This window comes from Gorillibacterium terrae, from assembly GCF_051594785.1.
In the GTDB taxonomy this organism is placed as follows: Bacteria; Bacillota; Bacilli; order Paenibacillales; family NBRC-103111; genus Gorillibacterium.
Window position 1 is genome coordinate 110835 of sequence record NZ_JBPPGI010000006.1, and the last position, 16141, is coordinate 126975.

The following is a 16141-nucleotide window of genomic DNA, read 5'->3' on the forward strand; positions in this document are numbered from 1 at the left end:
TACCGGTCATTCTCCGGCGATAAGCCGCCGGCTCGCCCATTCGTCGTCCCGGTAGGGCATCAATTCGCCCTCGATCAGGCGGTAAGGAAGCCGGAAGCGGAATTCGGTGCCTCCGCCCTCCGGGCTGGAGGCATCGATGTCGCCTCCCATGAGCTGCACCAATTGCCGGCAGATGGCGAGGCCCAGCCCCGTGCCGCCGTACTTGCGATTGATGGCCGGGTGGAGCTGGGAGAAGGATTGAAACAACAGCCCCTTCTTGCCCTCGGGGATGCCGATGCCCGTATCGCGCACGTAGAATTCCAACAGATAATCGAGCCCGTTCGGGCAGTCCTTGAGGCAGACCCCGACCCGAACGCCCCCCCGTTCGGTGAACTTGACCGCGTTGCTGACGAGGTTGACGAGGACCTGCCGCAGCTTGCTCTCATCCCCGTACAGCGCCTGGGGCAGAACCTCGTCCAGCTCGAGCCCGAGCTCCAGCCGCTTCTCCACGGCGCGGCCGCGAAACAGCTCCATCACGTTTTCGATCAGCTCGCGCGGATCGAACAGCTCGCAGCCGAGCGTCATTTTTCCGGCTTCCATCTTGCTGAAATCGAGAATGTCGTTCAGGATGCGCAGGAGCGCATCGGCGCTCTGCTCGATAATCTGCGCGTAGGAGCGCTGCTCCTCCGTCAGCTCGGTCTCCAGCAGCAGGCTGTTCATGCCGATGATGCCGTTCATCGGCGTCCGGATCTCATGGCTCATGATGGCGATGAACTCGGACTTCGCCCGGCCCGCCCGCTCGGCCGATTCCATCGCCCGGTAAATCTCCAGCTCGCCGGTTATGTCGCGGAACACGACGACGGCGCCCTTGCGCTTGCCGTTGTCGATAATCGGCGTCGCCTGGTACTCGGCGATGAAGCTGGACCCGTCCCGCTTCCAGAGGATGACCTCCTGGCGCTTCGGGTACTCGCCGCCGACGATCGCCCGGTACAGCGGGGAATTCGGCTCCCCGTACGGAGTGCCTCCGCCCTGGTGTATGAACGACAGGTCCGGCTGCGAGATGACGCCGTCCGCCCGGATGCCGAGCATAGCCGCCCCCGCCGGGTTGAGGAAGGTGATTTTGCCTTCCAAATCGACGCCGAAGATTCCCTCCGACACGGTATTCAGAATCAGCGTATAATCGTAGCTCAACTGCTCGATCTCCTCCATGTACCGCTTGGTGGCGGACACATCCCGGGCGATGGCGTTGATCTCCAGCGGCTTGCCGTCCTCTCCGTACACCACCCGGCTGGAGGTTTCCAGCCATAGGTATTCGCCGTCCTTGCGGCGGTAGCGGTACATGATCGAGGCGGAGCCCTTATGGCCGATCAGTTGGTCCTTGAGGCTGCCCTGAACCCGGGGAAGGTCGTCGGGATGGACCAGCGACAGCGAAGAAACCCCGATCAGCTCTTCCGGTCGGTAGCCGAGCAGCGGCAGGCTGGCGGGAGAGGCGTAGAGGAAGGCCGCCCCGGGCTCCAGGCTGTGCCGGGAGATGAGATCCTGGGCTTGCTCCGAGAGAAGCCGGTAATTCCGCTCGCTCTCGCGCAGCTGCTCCTCCATGGCGATGCGGTCGGAGATGTCGCGGCCGATGGCCAGCACCCGCTCGATTTTCCCCGACTTGTCCCTCAGGAGGTGCGTGGTCGTTTCCAACCAGCTGTACCGGCCGTCCTTGTGCCGGACGCGGCGCAGCATGGTGATCCCGCTCTCTTCCCCGGGCGGCTTGCCGCCCGGCAGCCGGTCGTCGGGATGATAGAAGTCTTCCCGGTTGCGGCCGATCATCTCGTCCGGCGCGTGGCCGAGCATTTTCTTGACCGAGGGCGAGACGAATTCGAGTACCCCGTCCACCGAGCTCACGGAGATCAGGTAGGGCGAGCTGCCGCTGTCCATAAACAGACCGAGGAACGCTTCGCGGCGGCGGCGCTCCCGCAGGAGCCGTCTCTCGGCGGGCACCTCCTGGGCTTGCACGAGCAGCTCCTCTTCCTCCGGCTCCGGGGCGCGGTGAAGCGTGAGAACGAGCGACAAGCGGACCGGCTCGCCGCCCGCCCGGAGCAGTTTCAATTCCAGCCGCCGGGAAGGCTGCTCCTGCGAACGGAGCTCCCGGACGAGAGTCTCCAGCTCTCCCCGGCCGCGATCCTCTTCCGCGAGCAGGTCATTCCAGCGACGGCTCAGCAGGTCGCCCTCCGTATAATCCAAAAGCCGGCAAAAGGCGGGGCTCAGGCGGCTCCAGCCACCGCTCTTTACCGACAGGACCGCCATGGCGAGCAGCCCGTGCTGAAAAAGTTGGTCTATCATCCAAGTATCCGCCTGTTGCCGATTTGGCACCTGATGCTCCCCTCCGCTATGCGATTTATCACTAGTATACGATATTTCTCGGCGCGATTCGTACGATTTTTTCAGTCTATCGGAAAATTTGTCAGATTCTTCAGTGCCATCGGCGATGAAGAGATTCACTCCGGAGAAAAACCGGTGGAGTGCGGTCCCTCCCCCTCTGCGAACCTAAAAAAACGCATCCGCCGGCGGGTCCCGGCGAACGCGTGCGGCAGTTGCCCGTTGGAAGGCGACTCCTCATCAGATGGCCATCTTGACGATCTTGGTCTGGTGATAGGGACCGAGTTCCCGGTACTGGTCCTCCACCTTGACCACGGGAGAGAGAATCCGGTAAGGCGGTACATAGACGATCCGGCCTTCCTCCCCGGTGTTCAAGTGGACCTTGCTGCCGGTATAGCAGGGGGGCATGCGGACGAGGAAGGTGCTGAGCACATACGGATCGAATTGGGTCATCCCGCTGGAAGAGAACATTTCAAAGGCCTCGAAGGGATTCACGCCTTTTTTGTAAATCCGATCGGTCGTCATGGAATCGAACACATCGGCAACCGCAACGATCCGGGCCAGAATGCCGACTTCGTTCAGGGGGGTCTGCGTCGGGTACCCCTTGCCGTCCAGCCGTTCGTGGTGGAGCAGGGCCGCGGCCCGGACCTCCGGAGACAGATCGGGGATCTGGGCCAGCAGGTTGTAGCCGAGCAGGGGATGCTGCTTCATCATGGCGAATTCCCGGTCGGTCAGCCGTCCCGGCTTGTTGAGAATCGAATCGGGGATCAGCAGCTTGCCGACATCGTGCAGGAGCCCCGCCTGAACCGCCTTGCGGATATCCTCCCGCGCCAGGCCCAGCCAGTTGGCGATAATCAGGCTGTAGAACGCGACATTCACGCTGTGCGAGTACGTGTATTCGTCCTTCGACCGAACCTCGGAGAGGCATTCTGCGATCCGCGAAGGCTGATCGAGATACGGCACCAAGCGGTCGGCGATCTGTTCGACCTCCCCGGCATTCATTCGCTCTCCTGCGATCAGCCGCTTGGAGATTTCGTTGATCCTGCCGATCCCCTTCACATAATCCTGCATCAGGGAAGCCCGGGTATTGGCCTGCCGGAGAACCGGAACCTCTTCGATGCCGTGCTCCGCGAGCCTCCGCTTGATATAATCGTTCATCGAGCTGTTGCGGGTAATGAGGAGAACACCGTTCGGCAAAAAAACATCCTGAGCCAGGATATCTTCTTCCCGGCATTCATTTACTGCTACTTTTCTTCCTTTCATTTCATCACCTTTGCGTCCCGTCCACGCATGCCGATCCGCCTGATACGCGGAAACCCGCGTATTCGATGTTGTAAACCCGTACGGTCTTTGAATTGGAATTTGTACTGCTGTACCTAAGAGCATAAAAGAAATGCCATTATTCGTCAATAATTGTATGTTAATGTCGAAATGAGGCCAATAATCATTGCGCTTTCATGAAACGGGAAACAGGCCCGGCGGTTTTACGGGCCTATTCTCCCTATCGGTCGTTTGGCAGCGAAAATGAAGCGTGCCGTCAGGGCCGCCGGTCAACGGCCAGCCAAGGCCGGCTGCCGGTCCGCCGCGGCGGCGAAGCCTTGCGGACGCCGCGTTTGGCGGCAGCGGCTCGGCTTGCCCCGAAAGCGGTTCGGCTTGCCCCGGCGGCCTTTGTCGCCTTGAGCGCTTCGGCCGCATTGATCCGCCCGTATTTCCAGTACGTGCCGGTCCCGGAAATCCGGTCGGCCGTGTTCTGCAGCCGCGCGCGGATCGCCGTCCCCGACAGCCCCCGGGAAGCGAGCAGCCCCGCTACCCCGCTCGCAAACGGGGCGGCCATGGACGTACCGCTGAGCGTCTGGTAGGTGCTTGGCGTGTACGTCGACAGAATGTTCGAGCCGGGCGCCGCAACGCTGACCCAAGAGCCGTAATTGGAATAGCTTGCCTTCTTCCCTCCTTGGTCCAAGGCGGCCACGGCGATGACCTGGGAAAAGGCGGCGGGGTAGCAGCGGGTTTTGTTGCCGTCGTTGCCCGCCGCGCCGATCAGCACCGCCCCTTTGCGGCGGGCATAAGCGACGGCGTCCGCCTCCAGCTTCGAGCGCTCGGAGCCGGTAAAGCTCATGTTGATGACGTGCGCGCCCCGATCGGCGGCGTATTGGATGCCCCGGACCACCTGATGGATGGTGCCGCCGCCCGCCGCGTCCAGCACCTTGACCGGCAGGATGCGGCAATTCGGAGCCGTCCCGGCAATGCCGATGCCATTGTTGGTCGCCGCCGCCGCAATTCCTGCCACATGGGTGCCGTGCCCGTTGTCATCGTTCGTATTCGTATTATTGCCGACGAAGTTATAGCCCGCGATGAGCTTGGATTTCAAATCCGGGTGGCTCGCCTGAACGCCGGTATCCACGACGGCGATGATGATCTTTTTTTTTCCGGTTGACCGTTTCCAGGCCCCCGGCGCCTGGATGTCCCGCAGGCCGTATTGCTGGCTGTAGAGCGGATCGTTCGGATAGGCTGCGGCTCGCCTGGCGTAGTTCGGTTCGACGTATTCGACGCCGGCCTGCTTCTTGTACCGGCTCATCGCCTGCTTCAAACTGCCCTTAACTTCGATGACATCATAGCCCAACTTGTTGTTGCACGAGACGAGCCGGTCGCCGTGCTTGTGGCAGGCGGACGCGACCGACGTACGCGAGAAGCCGCGCTGGTATTTCACGATGAGGTGATTCGGGGCTTGGCCCATCGGCTTTTCCTTCATGGCTGGGGACTCTCCTCCTCGTCCTCTGCGGACAGACGATTAAGCGTTCCCTGCATCCTATGAGGAAGCCGCACCGAGGGCGAGGGCGGCTGAACTGTGCAACGCCTGATTTCGCGGATTTCCGCACAAAGGCAAACAGCCTCCAAACCGTCCGCTTCGCGCGGGATTCGGCTTGGAGGCTGTACCGACGAACCGGGACTTACAGCACGTCGTTGTTGCGGAAGAAGTCGAGGCAGCGTTCGACGCTCTTGATCGAGCTGTCGGCAAAGCCCTCCTGCTCGACGATGTAATACCGAACGCCCGCTTCTTGCGCTGCGTCCAGCGCGCTCTTCAGGTCGACTTCTCCCTTGCCCACCTCGGCGTCGCTCGCATTCGGGCCAAAATCCTTGAAGTGCGCGAGCGGAATCCGGCCGGCGTAGCGCTTCACGTAATCGGCCGGCACCTGCCCGCCGACGTGAACCCAGCCGAGGTCGAATTCGGCCGCGAGGTATTCGGCGGGAACCAGCTCCAGCAGATGGTCCATGACCGTCTTGCCCTCCACCAACTTAAATTCGAAGGCATGGTTGTGGTAGCCGTATTTCAATCCCGCCGCCGTCACCTGCCGGCCGGCCGCTTCCAGGATCGCCGCCAGCTCGCGAATGTCGGCGAGGGTCGGTTCTTCCGGCAGCGGAGCCCAAGGGGTAATGATGTATTCCAGCCCAAGCTCCTTCGCGTATTCGATTTCCTTGGCCAGATTGGCCGAAAGGTTGTCGGGGTCGTCGAAGGTCAGCCCGATATGGGCAGAAGGCGCTTTCAAATTAAGCTCATCCAGCAGCGCCTTCAGCTCCCCCGCCGCCATTCCGAAATACCCGGCAAATTCCACCGCTTGATAACCCAGCTCCGCCACCTTGCGCAGCGTCCCGGGAAAGTCGTTCTCGGTCATATCGCGCAGCGAATACATCTGCAAGCCCACGATCGGCTTCGTCATCGCTTCCACCATCCTTCGGATTATTGCTTTTTGGTCTCTTCTCTTCTGATTATACCCGGAGGAGGGAGAAATACTATTTCGGCTTTTGGGACTTTCTTTTGTGATTTTGGCATTCGCGCCTGCGATGTCGGAACGCGGAGGGACGATTTTGCTTTGGCCGCCAAACCGGCTATGATAAAAAGAAAAACCGCCGACGGCTCGCGCCTCGGCGGCAAAGGAGAATCGCCCCATGAATCCGACGTTGTCTCCGCTTGTCGATCTGCTTAAACTGAAGCCCCATCCGGAAGGAGGCTGGTATCGGGAGTGCTGGCGCACCCGGCAGGAAATTCCGCACGGGGCGCTCGGCCGCCCTTATACCGGCCCGCGATCCGCCGCCACGGGCGTCCATTTCCTGCTTCATCCCGGCGAGAGGTCCGACTGGCACCTGGTGCTGTCGGACGAGCTGTGGATCTGGCAGTCGGGCAGCCCCATCGCCGTCACGCTGGGCGGAACCGGCGAACGTCCCGTTGCGGGCGAGACGATGCTGCTCGGGATGGACGTGGCCGGCGGACAGCAGCCCGCCGCACTTGTTCCCGGCGGCGTCTGGCAGATGGCCGGACCCGTCGGGGAAGAGCCCGCCTTCGCCACCTGCATCGTCTCTCCGGGCTTCGACTTCGCCGATTTCAAGCTGGAGCCGACGGAGGACTGACCGAAACGCACGTTCAATCCAAGCGCCGTCCGCCTTCCGGTTATTCCGAGTCGAGGTGGCTGTGCAGCTTGCTTTCCACGGCATATTCGAAGTCCTCGATGTCAACGACGACTACCGGGATGCCCTGCTCCAGAATGCGGTCGACCAGCTCGAACTGGTCGGTCAGGAGCAGGGCTTTTTCCCGTGCGGCGGCCAGCATCAGCTCGGTGTCGATCTCATTGAATTCTTCGCCGTATTCGGCATCCTCGACTGTGTTGATGACGGAGACGGTCACCTTTTCTGCGAGCGGCAGCGCGGCCGTTTTCCGCCACGGGACGAGCAGGGCGTTTTGAATCTGCTTAGCGAAGAACGGAAGCTCGAAGAATTCGATCAGCCGCTTGATCGTGTTGCGCAGCTCCTCGGGATCGAGGTCGGCGACGATCGGCTCCGGGTCCTCCAGGTATTCATACAAGTCGGCGATCGTCGAGGACGGAACGAGGAACTCGACCGGCTCCTCGGGAACCAGCAGATTTCCATAGACGGCCAGCATGACGGCTTCGGTAACAAAACGGATTGGCATAACGAATCGATTCCTTTTTTTGCTTTCATCCTAACACTTCGGACGGAAAGAGCGCAAACTTCACTCTCCGAAATACTGCCGCATGACGTCCCGGACGGCCTTGGCATGGACGGGCTTGCTGATGTAATCGTCCATTCCGGCCTCGAGGCATTTTTCCCGGTCGCCCTTCAGGGCGTTGGCCGTCACGGCCACGATCACCGGCTGCTTCTCCCTAGGCAGTCGCTCGCGGAGGACCCGGGTGGCCTCCAGCCCGTTCAGCCCCGGCATCATAACGTCCATGAAGATCATGTCGTAGGGCTGGCGCATCGCCTTGGCGACCGCCTCCTCCCCGTTCTCCGCCAGCTCGGTTTCGCAGAGCTGATTCTGGAGAATCTTCTTCAGCACGATCTGGTTGATCCGGTTGTCCTCGGCAATCAGAATTCTCAGCGGGCGGGTCAAGGCAGCGCGGTCCGACTTGCTGTCGAGAGCCGCCTCCGGCTCGGGAACCGCAGGGAGGCCCAGGTTTACCGTGAACACGAAAGCCGCTCCTTCCGTATAGGTTTCGTCCAACCAAATCTCGCCGCCCATCAGCCGAACCAGCTTGCGGCTGATCGCCAGTCCCAGGCCGGTGCCCAGGGGGCCGTTCGGGTCGACCTGATAGAACGGCTCGAAGAGCTGCCCGCGTTTCTCCGCCGGTATGCCGATTCCCGTATCCTTGACGGCAAATTGCAGCACGGTTCGGTCCCCCTCGGCCTCCAGCTTCTTCGCGAAGATGGCAATGCCTCCTTGCTTGGTAAACTTGACCGCATTGCCGATCAGGTTGATCAGCACCTGCTTGAGGCGAACCGGATCGCCGATGGCCTGCTGCGGCAGGTCCGGGCTTAAGTTCAGTGAGACCTCCAGCCTTTTCTCATGGGCGGAAGGGGACAGGAGATCCACCGCCTCCAGAAGGCAGCTTCTCGGCTCGAACAGCTCCGTCGCCAGCTCGGTTTTGCCGGAATCGATCTTGGAGAAATCCAGGATGTCGTTGATGATGGACAACAGCGTTTCCCCGCTCTTGCGGATGATGCCGAGGTATTCCCGCTGCTCTTCGTCCACCTCGGTCGTTTCCAGCAGCAGATCAGTCATTCCGATCACCCCGTTCATCGGCGTGCGGATTTCGTGGCTCATCATGGCGAGGAATTCATTCTTGGCGCGGTTGGTCGATTCGGCCGCTTCTTTGGCGATGAGCAGTTTTTTCTCCTCGGTCATGTCCTTGGCAATCACGTAGCACCCGACGCTTTGGCCGCGGATAATGATGGGGGCGATCGTCGCCAGCACCTCGGCCGAATGGCCGTCCCGGTGGTAAATCCGCTCGATCAGCTTACCCGAGCGAACCTCGTTTTCCTGCTCGTACAGCAGCTCCCGGATGTTCTCTTTTCCGCAATAGCGGGAAAAGCTCGTCCCCCGCATCTCGGCGGCCGTATAGCCGGTCAGGATCTCCGCCACCCGGTTCGTGTTGATCACATTGCCCTGCAGGTCTATGGAAATGACCGCGTCGTGATTGTATTTTTTGAGCGAGGTATAGCGCTCGACGGATTCCTCGAGCTTGCCCAGCACCTGCTTGATGTCGGTTACATCCTGAATGATGCCGCTCAGGGCGGTGGTTCGGCCGAATCGGTCGATATGGGGTACCCCCCGAATGCTCCAGTGGGCTTCCGACCCGTCCAAGCCGCGGGTCCGGTACTCGAAGTGAAGCGGCTGGCCGGTTTTCGCCTTCTGCCAAAGGATGCGAAACGAATCCCGCTCTTCTGCCGGTACCAGGTCGTCCATGGCGAGCGGCTTTCCGTCGCGCTCGAATTCCCATTTGACTCCATCCTGGTGCAGATGCACCCACGTGACTTTATCCCGATCCACGTCCCATCGCCAGGTTTCCAGATGGGCCACCCGTTCAGCGTCCGCCAGCATCCGGCAGCTCTCCTCGGTTCGGGCAAGCCGCGTCTTCAGCGCCGCCTCTTCCGTTCGGTCCTCCGCTTCCAGCAGCCAGACCGGTTCGGACTCTCCGCCTTCGGACGGTTCTCCCCCGCCGATCACGCGTATCGACAGCGTAGCCGGCGTTCCGTCCGGCTTGTGAAGGAGGCGGATAACCGGTTCGCCGCCCGGGGGCAGCTCGGCCGGCTTCAGTTCCCAAACGTTCGTTGGCTGTTCACTCGAATGAGCCCAATCGACCGGCTTCCCGTTCGGCTCCCGGCCCGCCATCCGCCAAAACGCCGGATTGGCCCGCAGCACGACCCCCTGAGCATCCACCGCTGCGATCCCGCAGGAAAGCGCCGCGAAGGCCGGCTCTACCCATAAGGCATGATCCATCGAAAGCGACGACATACCTCCCACCCCCTACTGTTAAACAAATCACCTTATTTTTACCCGTTCTTCAGCTTCACGAAACAAAAAAACAGGAGGTCGGAAACCGCCTCCTGTGGGATGAAACCGGCTGAGCACCGACCTTCGGCCGAGTCTGATCAACGGGTCTATTTGCCCTGCGCGTACGTAAGCGGCGAACCGCAATAAGGACAGGCCCGGGATTCGCCCGGCTGAAGCAGCGTCCCGGAGCCGCAGCCGGGGCATTGCACGACCATCGGCTGCGGGAGAGGGCGCTGCTTCTGCTCCTTCATCTGCTTGATGCCGTTCTCCACCCCTTGCAAAGCCGCCGCCAGAAGCATAGAGACCGCCCCCGGCTCCGGTTCATCCTCGTTCCACGGTTGATCGTCCGGCTGCGAGTATCCGGTATGGACCGGCTGGGAATAAACCGGCTCGTTCGCCGGCGGGTAGTGGAATTGAACGCGTCCGCCGAAGATGGAGAAGTTGGGCAAGAGGCCATGCTCCCTCATGCGGAGCAGGTCGTTCTCGACCCTCTGTTTGTTCAATCCGCCCACTTCCGCCGCAAGGTCCGAGATGGAAGTGACCTTCTCCTGCATGAGCAGCACGCCATAGCGGTCGTAGCGATCGCCCAGCCGGCGCGTGGCGCGGCGGCCGCGGACCTTGCAGTAGATGCCGCCGACGAGGCATACGAAGAACATCGCCGTGAACCCATTCCCCAAGGGGGTGTCCAAGTAGCGTCCCCCGTAGCTGAGGAAGAGGAGCGACATGAGAAACAGCAGCGTTCCGGTCAGACGCCAGTCCTTCACATTGTGATAGCTTAAATTCCGATGCAGGTAGTAGCGAAGCAGCAGGAACGGAATTGAGCTCATGTAAAAAATTGTCATAATAAACAACAATACGCCGTTGATGCGCATTTTGTCGCCTTTGTACAAGCGGTGTTCCTCCTCTGAATGGCTTTCAGGGCCGGTTGGCCTCTCTATTTAACGGCGAGCAGCTCACGGTTGCGCTTGCTCAATTCGGCGGCGATGTCTTGGATGAACCGGGCCGCCAGCTCCCGGTTGCCTTGCGGATTCGCGGCGTCCCGCCCGCAGACGCACGCCTCCAGCTGCTCGGCCTGCCAGAGCAGATCGCTCTCCCGGCTGACCAGAGACGGGTGCGACACCGGGTCGCTGTAGCGGAGCTGCTCGCATAGCGCCCGGATGTCGCGGAGCAGTTCGGCTTCTTCCGGCAGCGCCCGGCTCTCCAGACAGACGGCCGCCGACTCGACGCTGTGCCGGATGCGGCGAAGCGGGTCGGTCCGGACGCGCTCCTCGTCCCGCTCCGCAGCATGGTGCCGCCGGTAGCCTTCCGCGACCGCGAGGGCGCCGAGGAACAAGGCGAGTACGAGGAGGTGCAGGATCAGGTAACGCTTAAACGCCAGCTGCAGGAAGCCCCAGCCGACAATCGTTACGGCGACCGCGGCAAGGCCGTAGAAAGCCGTCAGCACAAGGCGAGGCAGGTAAGCCGGAACGGAGAAATCCCGTTCCCGCTCCCGGCCGAACAGGCCGGCGGTCTGCCGGATCAGCGCGATCCCCGCCGCCGCGATCACGACGGTCGTCAACCACCAGCGAGCCGAAGCGTATCCTTGCCGATCGATCCAAGAGAAGATGCCGAACACCGCCAGGGTGAAGAGCGCCGAGAGGAGGACCGGCCATCGTTTAACCGTCATACTGCGCCTCCTCAGTCGAATTCCGAGCCGCACTTGCGGCAAAATTTATCGCCCGGATAGACCTTCTCCTGCTCGCACCAGGGGCAGGTCTCCAGCAGTTGATGGCGGCAATGGGGACAATAGACGGAGTACGAATCGCCGACGTCCGTTCCGCACTGCGGGCAAGGCCGGTATTCGTCGCCGCATTCCGGACAGAACTTCGAACCGGCGGGAATCGGCTTGCCGCAGTCGTCGCAAACCGGCTGGACTTTGCCCGCAGCGGTCCCGTTTCCGGCCGGAGCGGCGGCCGCTGCCGGCGGGTGCAGCGCCGTCCCGCATTTGCGGCAGAAGGAAGAATCCGTTTCATTCGCCGTGCGGCAGGACGGGCAGGTTAGCGGCCCCGCAGCGGGGCGAAGCTCGCCGCCGATCGCTCCCACGGCTTGGGCGACCTGGCCCGCGAGCTGCTGGCCGACGCCGACGCCGATCATCGTATCCATCACCCCTCCGCCCATGCGCGGAGCCTGCGCCCCCGCCTCAAGGACCTCGAAGCTCTTGCCCTGCTGGTAGGTGTAGCCGATGATGTCCATCTCCGCCTTTTGCGCAAGCGCCTGCTTCAAGCGCGCCGTGGTGGCATCGTCATCCGGAATGTTGATCGAATCGATGGTGAAATTGAACAGTTGCAGGCCATGCTCCCGGAAGGTCGGACGGATCTTCTCCTCCAGAGCCGCGGCGATTTCCGAAGCGTACGCATGGAGCTCGAAGAGGCTGACTTTCTTCAGCACCAGATAGCCGGCCAGAATCTCCTTAATGTTCATCAGCAGGATGCCGCGGAAGTAGTTCACCAGCTCATCCTGGGTCAGCCGCGGCAGCGTGCCCACCAGCTTTTGCAGGAATTTGCGCGTATCTTCGATCTGAATCCCGAACTGGCCGAAGGCGCGGACGGAAATAAACGTCTGGTATTTGGGCTCCTGCACCTGGATGGGCGTAGGCGTTCCCCATTTGACATCCAGCTTGTTCAGCTTGTTCACGTACCAGATCTCCGCCGTAAACGGGGAATCCCCGCCGAAGGGAAGGTTGATCAACGAGGACAGAATCGGAATGTTCTCCGTCTTCAAGGTGTGGCGTCCCGGCCCGAACAGGTCAAGCGCCTCTCCCCCCTTAAACAGGAGAGCTTCCTGCGATTGGTTGACGATCAATTGAGTCCAGCGGCCCAGCTCCGAGTTCGGGTACTTCCATACCAGCACATCGGGCGCTCCGTCATATTTCACCACGCGAATCAGTGCCAAAAGCGTTCACTCCTTCTTCCGGAAGCAACGTCCGAACCGGCCAAGTCCCATGCGGCCCTCCGGCTTCCGTCTCTTCACGAATCTCTATTCCCCGTCAGGAAAGGAGATTCCTTCCGATTTTCGGAAATTTTCGACAGGCGGAAGGCTTATTTCAATAAATGGGCACAAACGCGGACCTTCGTTTGGAAGAGACCGGCCTATTCGAGAAAAATGAAACGCAAACAGCGCTCCCGAGCGAGAGGCATCCCCAAGGGAGATGCGCCTGGCTCGGGAGCGGTGAATGCGTCGAGTACATGATAAAAGCGCAGGAGTTTTGGCAGGAGTCCAGCAGCGCAAACCGCCAGCCTGCAACGCGCAGGCAGTCTTGACGGTGCCGCCAGGAAACCCCCTTCAAAAGTTCCGACATCGTTCAACAATCTCGCGAGAATCTTGATGAACTATGTCATAGACGAGAGAAGAGAGACAACTCTATGATGAAGGGGATTGTGAAATAAAACACTATCTGAATGGAGGTTGTTTTATGCGAAGAAAGATTGCGGGTTCCTTGGCACTAACGCTTACCATCCTCATGTTGGCGGCGACCGCGCTCCCGGCGTTTGCTGCGGAGGTGCCTGCCGGTAAGTACACGTATTTCGTATCCGGCGAGACGGGAACCCAATCGAACAAGATTGAACTGGAGGAATATGACGACAACCAGACGTTCCGCGACATTCTGGCGGAGCAGAACTACAAGATCGTGCTGGTGAAGGACGGCGCCGAGATCAAGTTTACTCCGAAGGAAACCATGAAGGCCGTCGTCAGCTATTATACGGTCGACGGCAGCTACGGCGGCGCGCTGACCTGGACGATCAACGGAAAGGAAGAGATGGTCAGCGAGGTTCCGGCCAACAAAACGGCCACCGTCCAGCTGAACAGCCGCTATGGCGGCTATACGTGCGATCTCTATTATGTATTTAGCTTCGGCAAAGGCGACGAAAGCACCAAGATCATCTACATAGCCTCCGGCAAAGCCGCCGAATCGACGCCTAAACCCTCTGCCACGCCGACGCCCGCTCCGGCCGAATCGACGCCGACGCCGGCCCAGCCGACGCCGACTCCGACCACTACGCCTACGGCCAAATCGGTGCAAACCGCGAATGCCGTTCCTTCGGTATCGAAGGTTCTGGTGAACGGGAAGTCGGTTTCCTTTGAAGCTTACAGCATCAACAACAGCACCTACTTCAAGCTTCGGGATCTGGCGAAGGCCGTGAACGGAACCGAGAAGGGATTCGAAGTGGGTTGGGACGGGGAGCATAACGCCATCAGCCTGACCTCGGGCGAAGCCTATACCGCGGTTGGAGGAGAGCTGGCCGTATCGGCGAATCTGAAAACCAAGAAAGCGACCCTGTCATCCGCCAAGGTTTACCTGGACGATGAGGAGATCCAGCTTACCGCCTATACCATCGGCGGCAACAACTACTTCAAGCTGCGCGACCTCGCCAAGGCGCTCGACATGGCCGTCACCTTCGATGCCAAGACCAACACGATCGGCATCGGCAGCAACTAAACCGGACTCCGCTGACAAAAGGCGGCTTGCGAGCTTGTAACTTGGCTCGCAAGCCGCTTTTTTGCGCGGTCGGCGCAGGACAGGCATTCCTTATGCCGAGACGGCGATCCCTTGCTTCCATTCCCGCCGGACGCAGGAGATGACCCGCGCCTGCTCCTCTTCCGTGAGCGAGGAGCCGGAGGGCAGGCAGATGCCCTGGCCGAACAGGGTCTCGCAGAAGCTCGCGCCGGGCAGGTGCGGGTAATAGGCGGCCCCGGCAAAGAGCGGCTGCAGGTGCAGCGGCTTCCAGACCGGGCGCGCCTCGATGTTCTGCTCGGCGAAGGCGGCGAGCAGCTCCGCCGGGTTCACCCCAGCCTCCGCCGGGTTCACGGTCATGACCGTGAGCCAGCGGTTGGACCGGCTGCCCGCCGGCTCCGGCATGAAGGAAACGCCGGGCAGATCGCCAAGCTCGCTCTCGTAGGCGGAGAAAATCAGCCTTCTCGCCCGAACGCGGTCCTCCAGCACCTCGAGCTGCGCCCGGCCGATGCCCGCGAGCACGTTGCTCATGCGGTAATTGAAGCCCATCTCGCTGTGCTGGTAATGGGGAGCGGGGTCGCGCGCCTGGGTCGCCAGAAACCGGGCCTTCTCCAGAGCGCCGGTATCGTCGGAGACGAGCATGCCTCCGCCCGAGGTGGTGATGATCTTGTTGCCGTTGAAGGAGTAGACGCCGAATCGGCCGAACGTGCCGCTCGCCCGTCCCTGGTAGGTCGAGCCCAGGGACTCGGCGGCGTCCTCGATGATCGGCACTCCGTAGCGCTCGCACAGCGCCGCGATCTCCTCCATCTTCGCGCTCTGCCCGTACAGGTTGACCACGATGACCGCCTTCGGCAGCGCTCCCTCGCGCTCCGCGTCGGCGAACGCCCGCTCCAGCGCCTGCGGCGACATGTTCCAGGTATCCGGCTCGGAGTCGATGAACACCGGCTCGGCCCCCTGGTACCGGATCGGATTGGCGCTGGCGATAAAGGTGAAGCTGGAGCAGAACACCTTGTCCCCCGGTCCGGCTCCGATGAGGCGGAGGGCCAGATGGATGGCAGCCGTGCCGGAGGAGACGGCGGCGGCGCCGCGGGTCCCCACCTTCTCCGCCAGCTCCCGCTCGAAAGCGTCGACATTCGGGCCGAGCGGCGCGATCCAGTTGGTATCGAAGGCTTCGTGGATATAGGTCAGTTCATTGCCGCTCATATGCGGCGGCGACAGGAAAATACGGCTGCCGGTGGCGATGCTAGGCATACAATCCCTCCATTCGAAATAGCGGCCTCACGACCGGAATGTCCCGCAGCTCCTGCAAGCGGGCGATGCGGTAATGCGCTTGATGGCCGGGAGCCAAAACGGCTCCCGCCGCGCTGTAAAGGCCGTCGCCCCGGTCGATGTGCACGGTGGTCCAGCCGAGCCGGTTGGCGGTCACGAAGTCTTTGGCCGGGTTATCCCCGATATACAGGCAGCGGCGGTGGGGCACCTGCAGCAGGTCGCTCGCCGCCTCGTACGGAACCGGGCTGGGCTTCCAATGGCTGCGGCCGAACAGGTCCGTAAGAATCACCGCCTGCATCCGTTCGCGGAGCCGGAGCGCCTGAACCTTGCGCTCCTGGGTTTCCACGTAACCGTCGGTAATCAGGCCGAGCTTGACCCGGCCCTCCAGCCGCTCGAGCACCCATTCGGCGTCCGGCAGCAGGGTGAGGATGGGGCGATGCTCCCGGTAGCAGGCGACGCAGTCGGCGATCAGCCGGTCGTCGTAGGGGAGGCCGAGCCGCTCGAGGGTCCGGTTGAACAGCCGGCTCTTGTCCTGCCCCTGGTAGAGGAGAGCGGCGGTCTCGAAGAACCGCTCCTCTCCGCAGAGTCCGCGCAGGTACTCGCCGACCGCGCGGAAGCCGCTCAGCGCGTACTGCTTCTCGGAAATTAGCGTGTCGTCCAAGTCGAAGACCACGGCTTGAATGTCCATAGGC

Annotated in this window: 13 protein-coding genes; 2 read left to right on the top strand and 11 right to left on the bottom strand. The window is 61.5% G+C overall.

The genetic code is table 11. The features are described from left to right. Nucleotides 1–6: 6 nt before the first annotated feature. From ACSEXS_RS19070 to ACSEXS_RS19085, 4 genes are all read right to left on the bottom strand, one after another. Entirely contained in the window at nt 7–2310 is a 2304-nt protein-coding gene (locus ACSEXS_RS19070) for a PAS domain S-box protein (protein ID WP_438434837.1), read from the bottom strand. A gap of 276 nt (nt 2311–2586) precedes the next feature. Next, nucleotides 2587–3609, bottom strand: a complete 1023-nt coding sequence (locus ACSEXS_RS19075; protein ID WP_438434838.1) for an HD-GYP domain-containing protein — start codon at nt 3607–3609, stop codon at nt 2587–2589. A 274-nt stretch (nt 3610–3883) separates the two neighbouring features. Then, a complete protein-coding gene (locus ACSEXS_RS19080) occupies nt 3884–5095 on the bottom strand; it encodes a S8 family peptidase (RefSeq protein ID WP_438434839.1) in 1212 nt (403 codons plus the stop codon). A gap of 199 nt (nt 5096–5294) precedes the next feature. After that, on the bottom strand, nt 5295–6062 hold the full coding sequence (locus tag ACSEXS_RS19085) for a sugar phosphate isomerase/epimerase family protein (RefSeq protein ID WP_438434840.1): 768 nt from the start codon (nt 6060–6062) through the stop codon (nt 5295–5297). Between the two features lie 229 nt (nt 6063–6291). On the opposite strand from ACSEXS_RS19085, the gene ACSEXS_RS19090 reads away from it, so the two are divergent. After that, nucleotides 6292–6750, top strand: coding sequence for a cupin domain-containing protein (locus tag ACSEXS_RS19090; RefSeq protein ID WP_438434841.1), 459 nt, complete (start codon nt 6292–6294; stop codon nt 6748–6750). Between the two features lie 40 nt (nt 6751–6790). Here the strand turns inward: ACSEXS_RS19090 and ACSEXS_RS19095 are convergent, their stop codons facing one another. The 5 genes from ACSEXS_RS19095 to ACSEXS_RS19115 form a co-directional block, all read right to left on the bottom strand. Further along, nucleotides 6791–7309, bottom strand: coding sequence for an ADP-heptose synthase (locus ACSEXS_RS19095; RefSeq protein ID WP_438434842.1), 519 nt, complete (start codon nt 7307–7309; stop codon nt 6791–6793). A gap of 60 nt (nt 7310–7369) precedes the next feature. Continuing rightward, on the bottom strand, nt 7370–9649 hold the full coding sequence (locus ACSEXS_RS19100) for an ATP-binding protein (protein ID WP_438434843.1): 2280 nt from the start codon (nt 9647–9649) through the stop codon (nt 7370–7372). A gap of 146 nt (nt 9650–9795) precedes the next feature. Then, the gene (locus ACSEXS_RS19105; protein WP_438434844.1) at nt 9796–10578 is read right to left on the bottom strand and encodes a hypothetical protein; all 783 of its coding nucleotides are present in this window, start codon (nt 10576–10578) and stop codon (nt 9796–9798) included. A 44-nt stretch (nt 10579–10622) separates the two neighbouring features. Then, on the bottom strand, nt 10623–11354 hold the full coding sequence (locus tag ACSEXS_RS19110) for a hypothetical protein (protein ID WP_438434845.1): 732 nt from the start codon (nt 11352–11354) through the stop codon (nt 10623–10625). 11 nt (nt 11355–11365) lie between these two features. Next, the gene (locus tag ACSEXS_RS19115) at nt 11366–12619 is read right to left on the bottom strand and encodes an SPFH domain-containing protein (protein ID WP_438434846.1); all 1254 of its coding nucleotides are present in this window, start codon (nt 12617–12619) and stop codon (nt 11366–11368) included. Between the two features lie 520 nt (nt 12620–13139). Between ACSEXS_RS19115 and ACSEXS_RS19120 the strand changes: the two genes are divergently transcribed. Continuing rightward, nucleotides 13140–14165 (top strand): stalk domain-containing protein, encoded by a 1026-nt coding sequence (locus ACSEXS_RS19120; protein WP_438434847.1) that lies wholly within the window; start codon nt 13140–13142, stop codon nt 14163–14165. A 90-nt stretch (nt 14166–14255) separates the two neighbouring features. Here the strand turns inward: ACSEXS_RS19120 and ACSEXS_RS19125 are convergent, their stop codons facing one another. Next, on the bottom strand, nt 14256–15431 hold the full coding sequence (locus ACSEXS_RS19125) for a DegT/DnrJ/EryC1/StrS family aminotransferase (protein WP_438434848.1): 1176 nt from the start codon (nt 15429–15431) through the stop codon (nt 14256–14258). Further along, on the bottom strand, nt 15424–16137 hold the full coding sequence (locus ACSEXS_RS19130; protein ID WP_438434849.1) for an HAD family hydrolase: 714 nt from the start codon (nt 16135–16137) through the stop codon (nt 15424–15426). Before ACSEXS_RS19130 ends, ACSEXS_RS19125 begins: the two co-directional genes overlap by 8 nt. Between the last annotated feature and the right edge of the window lie 4 nt (nt 16138–16141).

Bases quoted from the DNA above. Each gene is read 5' to 3' on its own strand.
- ACSEXS_RS19070 (WP_438434837.1), bottom strand. From the start codon at position 2,310: ATGATAGACCAACTTTTTCAGCACGGGCTGCTCGCCATGGCGGTCCTG.
- ACSEXS_RS19075 (WP_438434838.1), bottom strand. From the start codon at position 3,609: ATGAAAGGAAGAAAAGTAGCAGTAAATGAATGCCGGGAAGAAGATATC.
- ACSEXS_RS19080 (WP_438434839.1), bottom strand. From the start codon at position 5,095: ATGAAGGAAAAGCCGATGGGCCAAGCCCCGAATCACCTCATCGTGAAA.
- ACSEXS_RS19085 (WP_438434840.1), bottom strand. From the start codon at position 6,062: ATGACGAAGCCGATCGTGGGCTTGCAGATGTATTCGCTGCGCGATATG.
- ACSEXS_RS19090 (WP_438434841.1), top strand. From the start codon at position 6,292: ATGAATCCGACGTTGTCTCCGCTTGTCGATCTGCTTAAACTGAAGCCC.
- ACSEXS_RS19095 (WP_438434842.1), bottom strand. From the start codon at position 7,309: ATGCCAATCCGTTTTGTTACCGAAGCCGTCATGCTGGCCGTCTATGGA.
- ACSEXS_RS19100 (WP_438434843.1), bottom strand. From the start codon at position 9,649: ATGTCGTCGCTTTCGATGGATCATGCCTTATGGGTAGAGCCGGCCTTC.
- ACSEXS_RS19110 (WP_438434845.1), bottom strand. From the start codon at position 11,354: ATGACGGTTAAACGATGGCCGGTCCTCCTCTCGGCGCTCTTCACCCTG.
- ACSEXS_RS19120 (WP_438434847.1), top strand. From the start codon at position 13,140: ATGCGAAGAAAGATTGCGGGTTCCTTGGCACTAACGCTTACCATCCTC.
- ACSEXS_RS19125 (WP_438434848.1), bottom strand. From the start codon at position 15,431: ATGCCTAGCATCGCCACCGGCAGCCGTATTTTCCTGTCGCCGCCGCAT.
- ACSEXS_RS19130 (WP_438434849.1), bottom strand. From the start codon at position 16,137: ATGGACATTCAAGCCGTGGTCTTCGACTTGGACGACACGCTAATTTCC.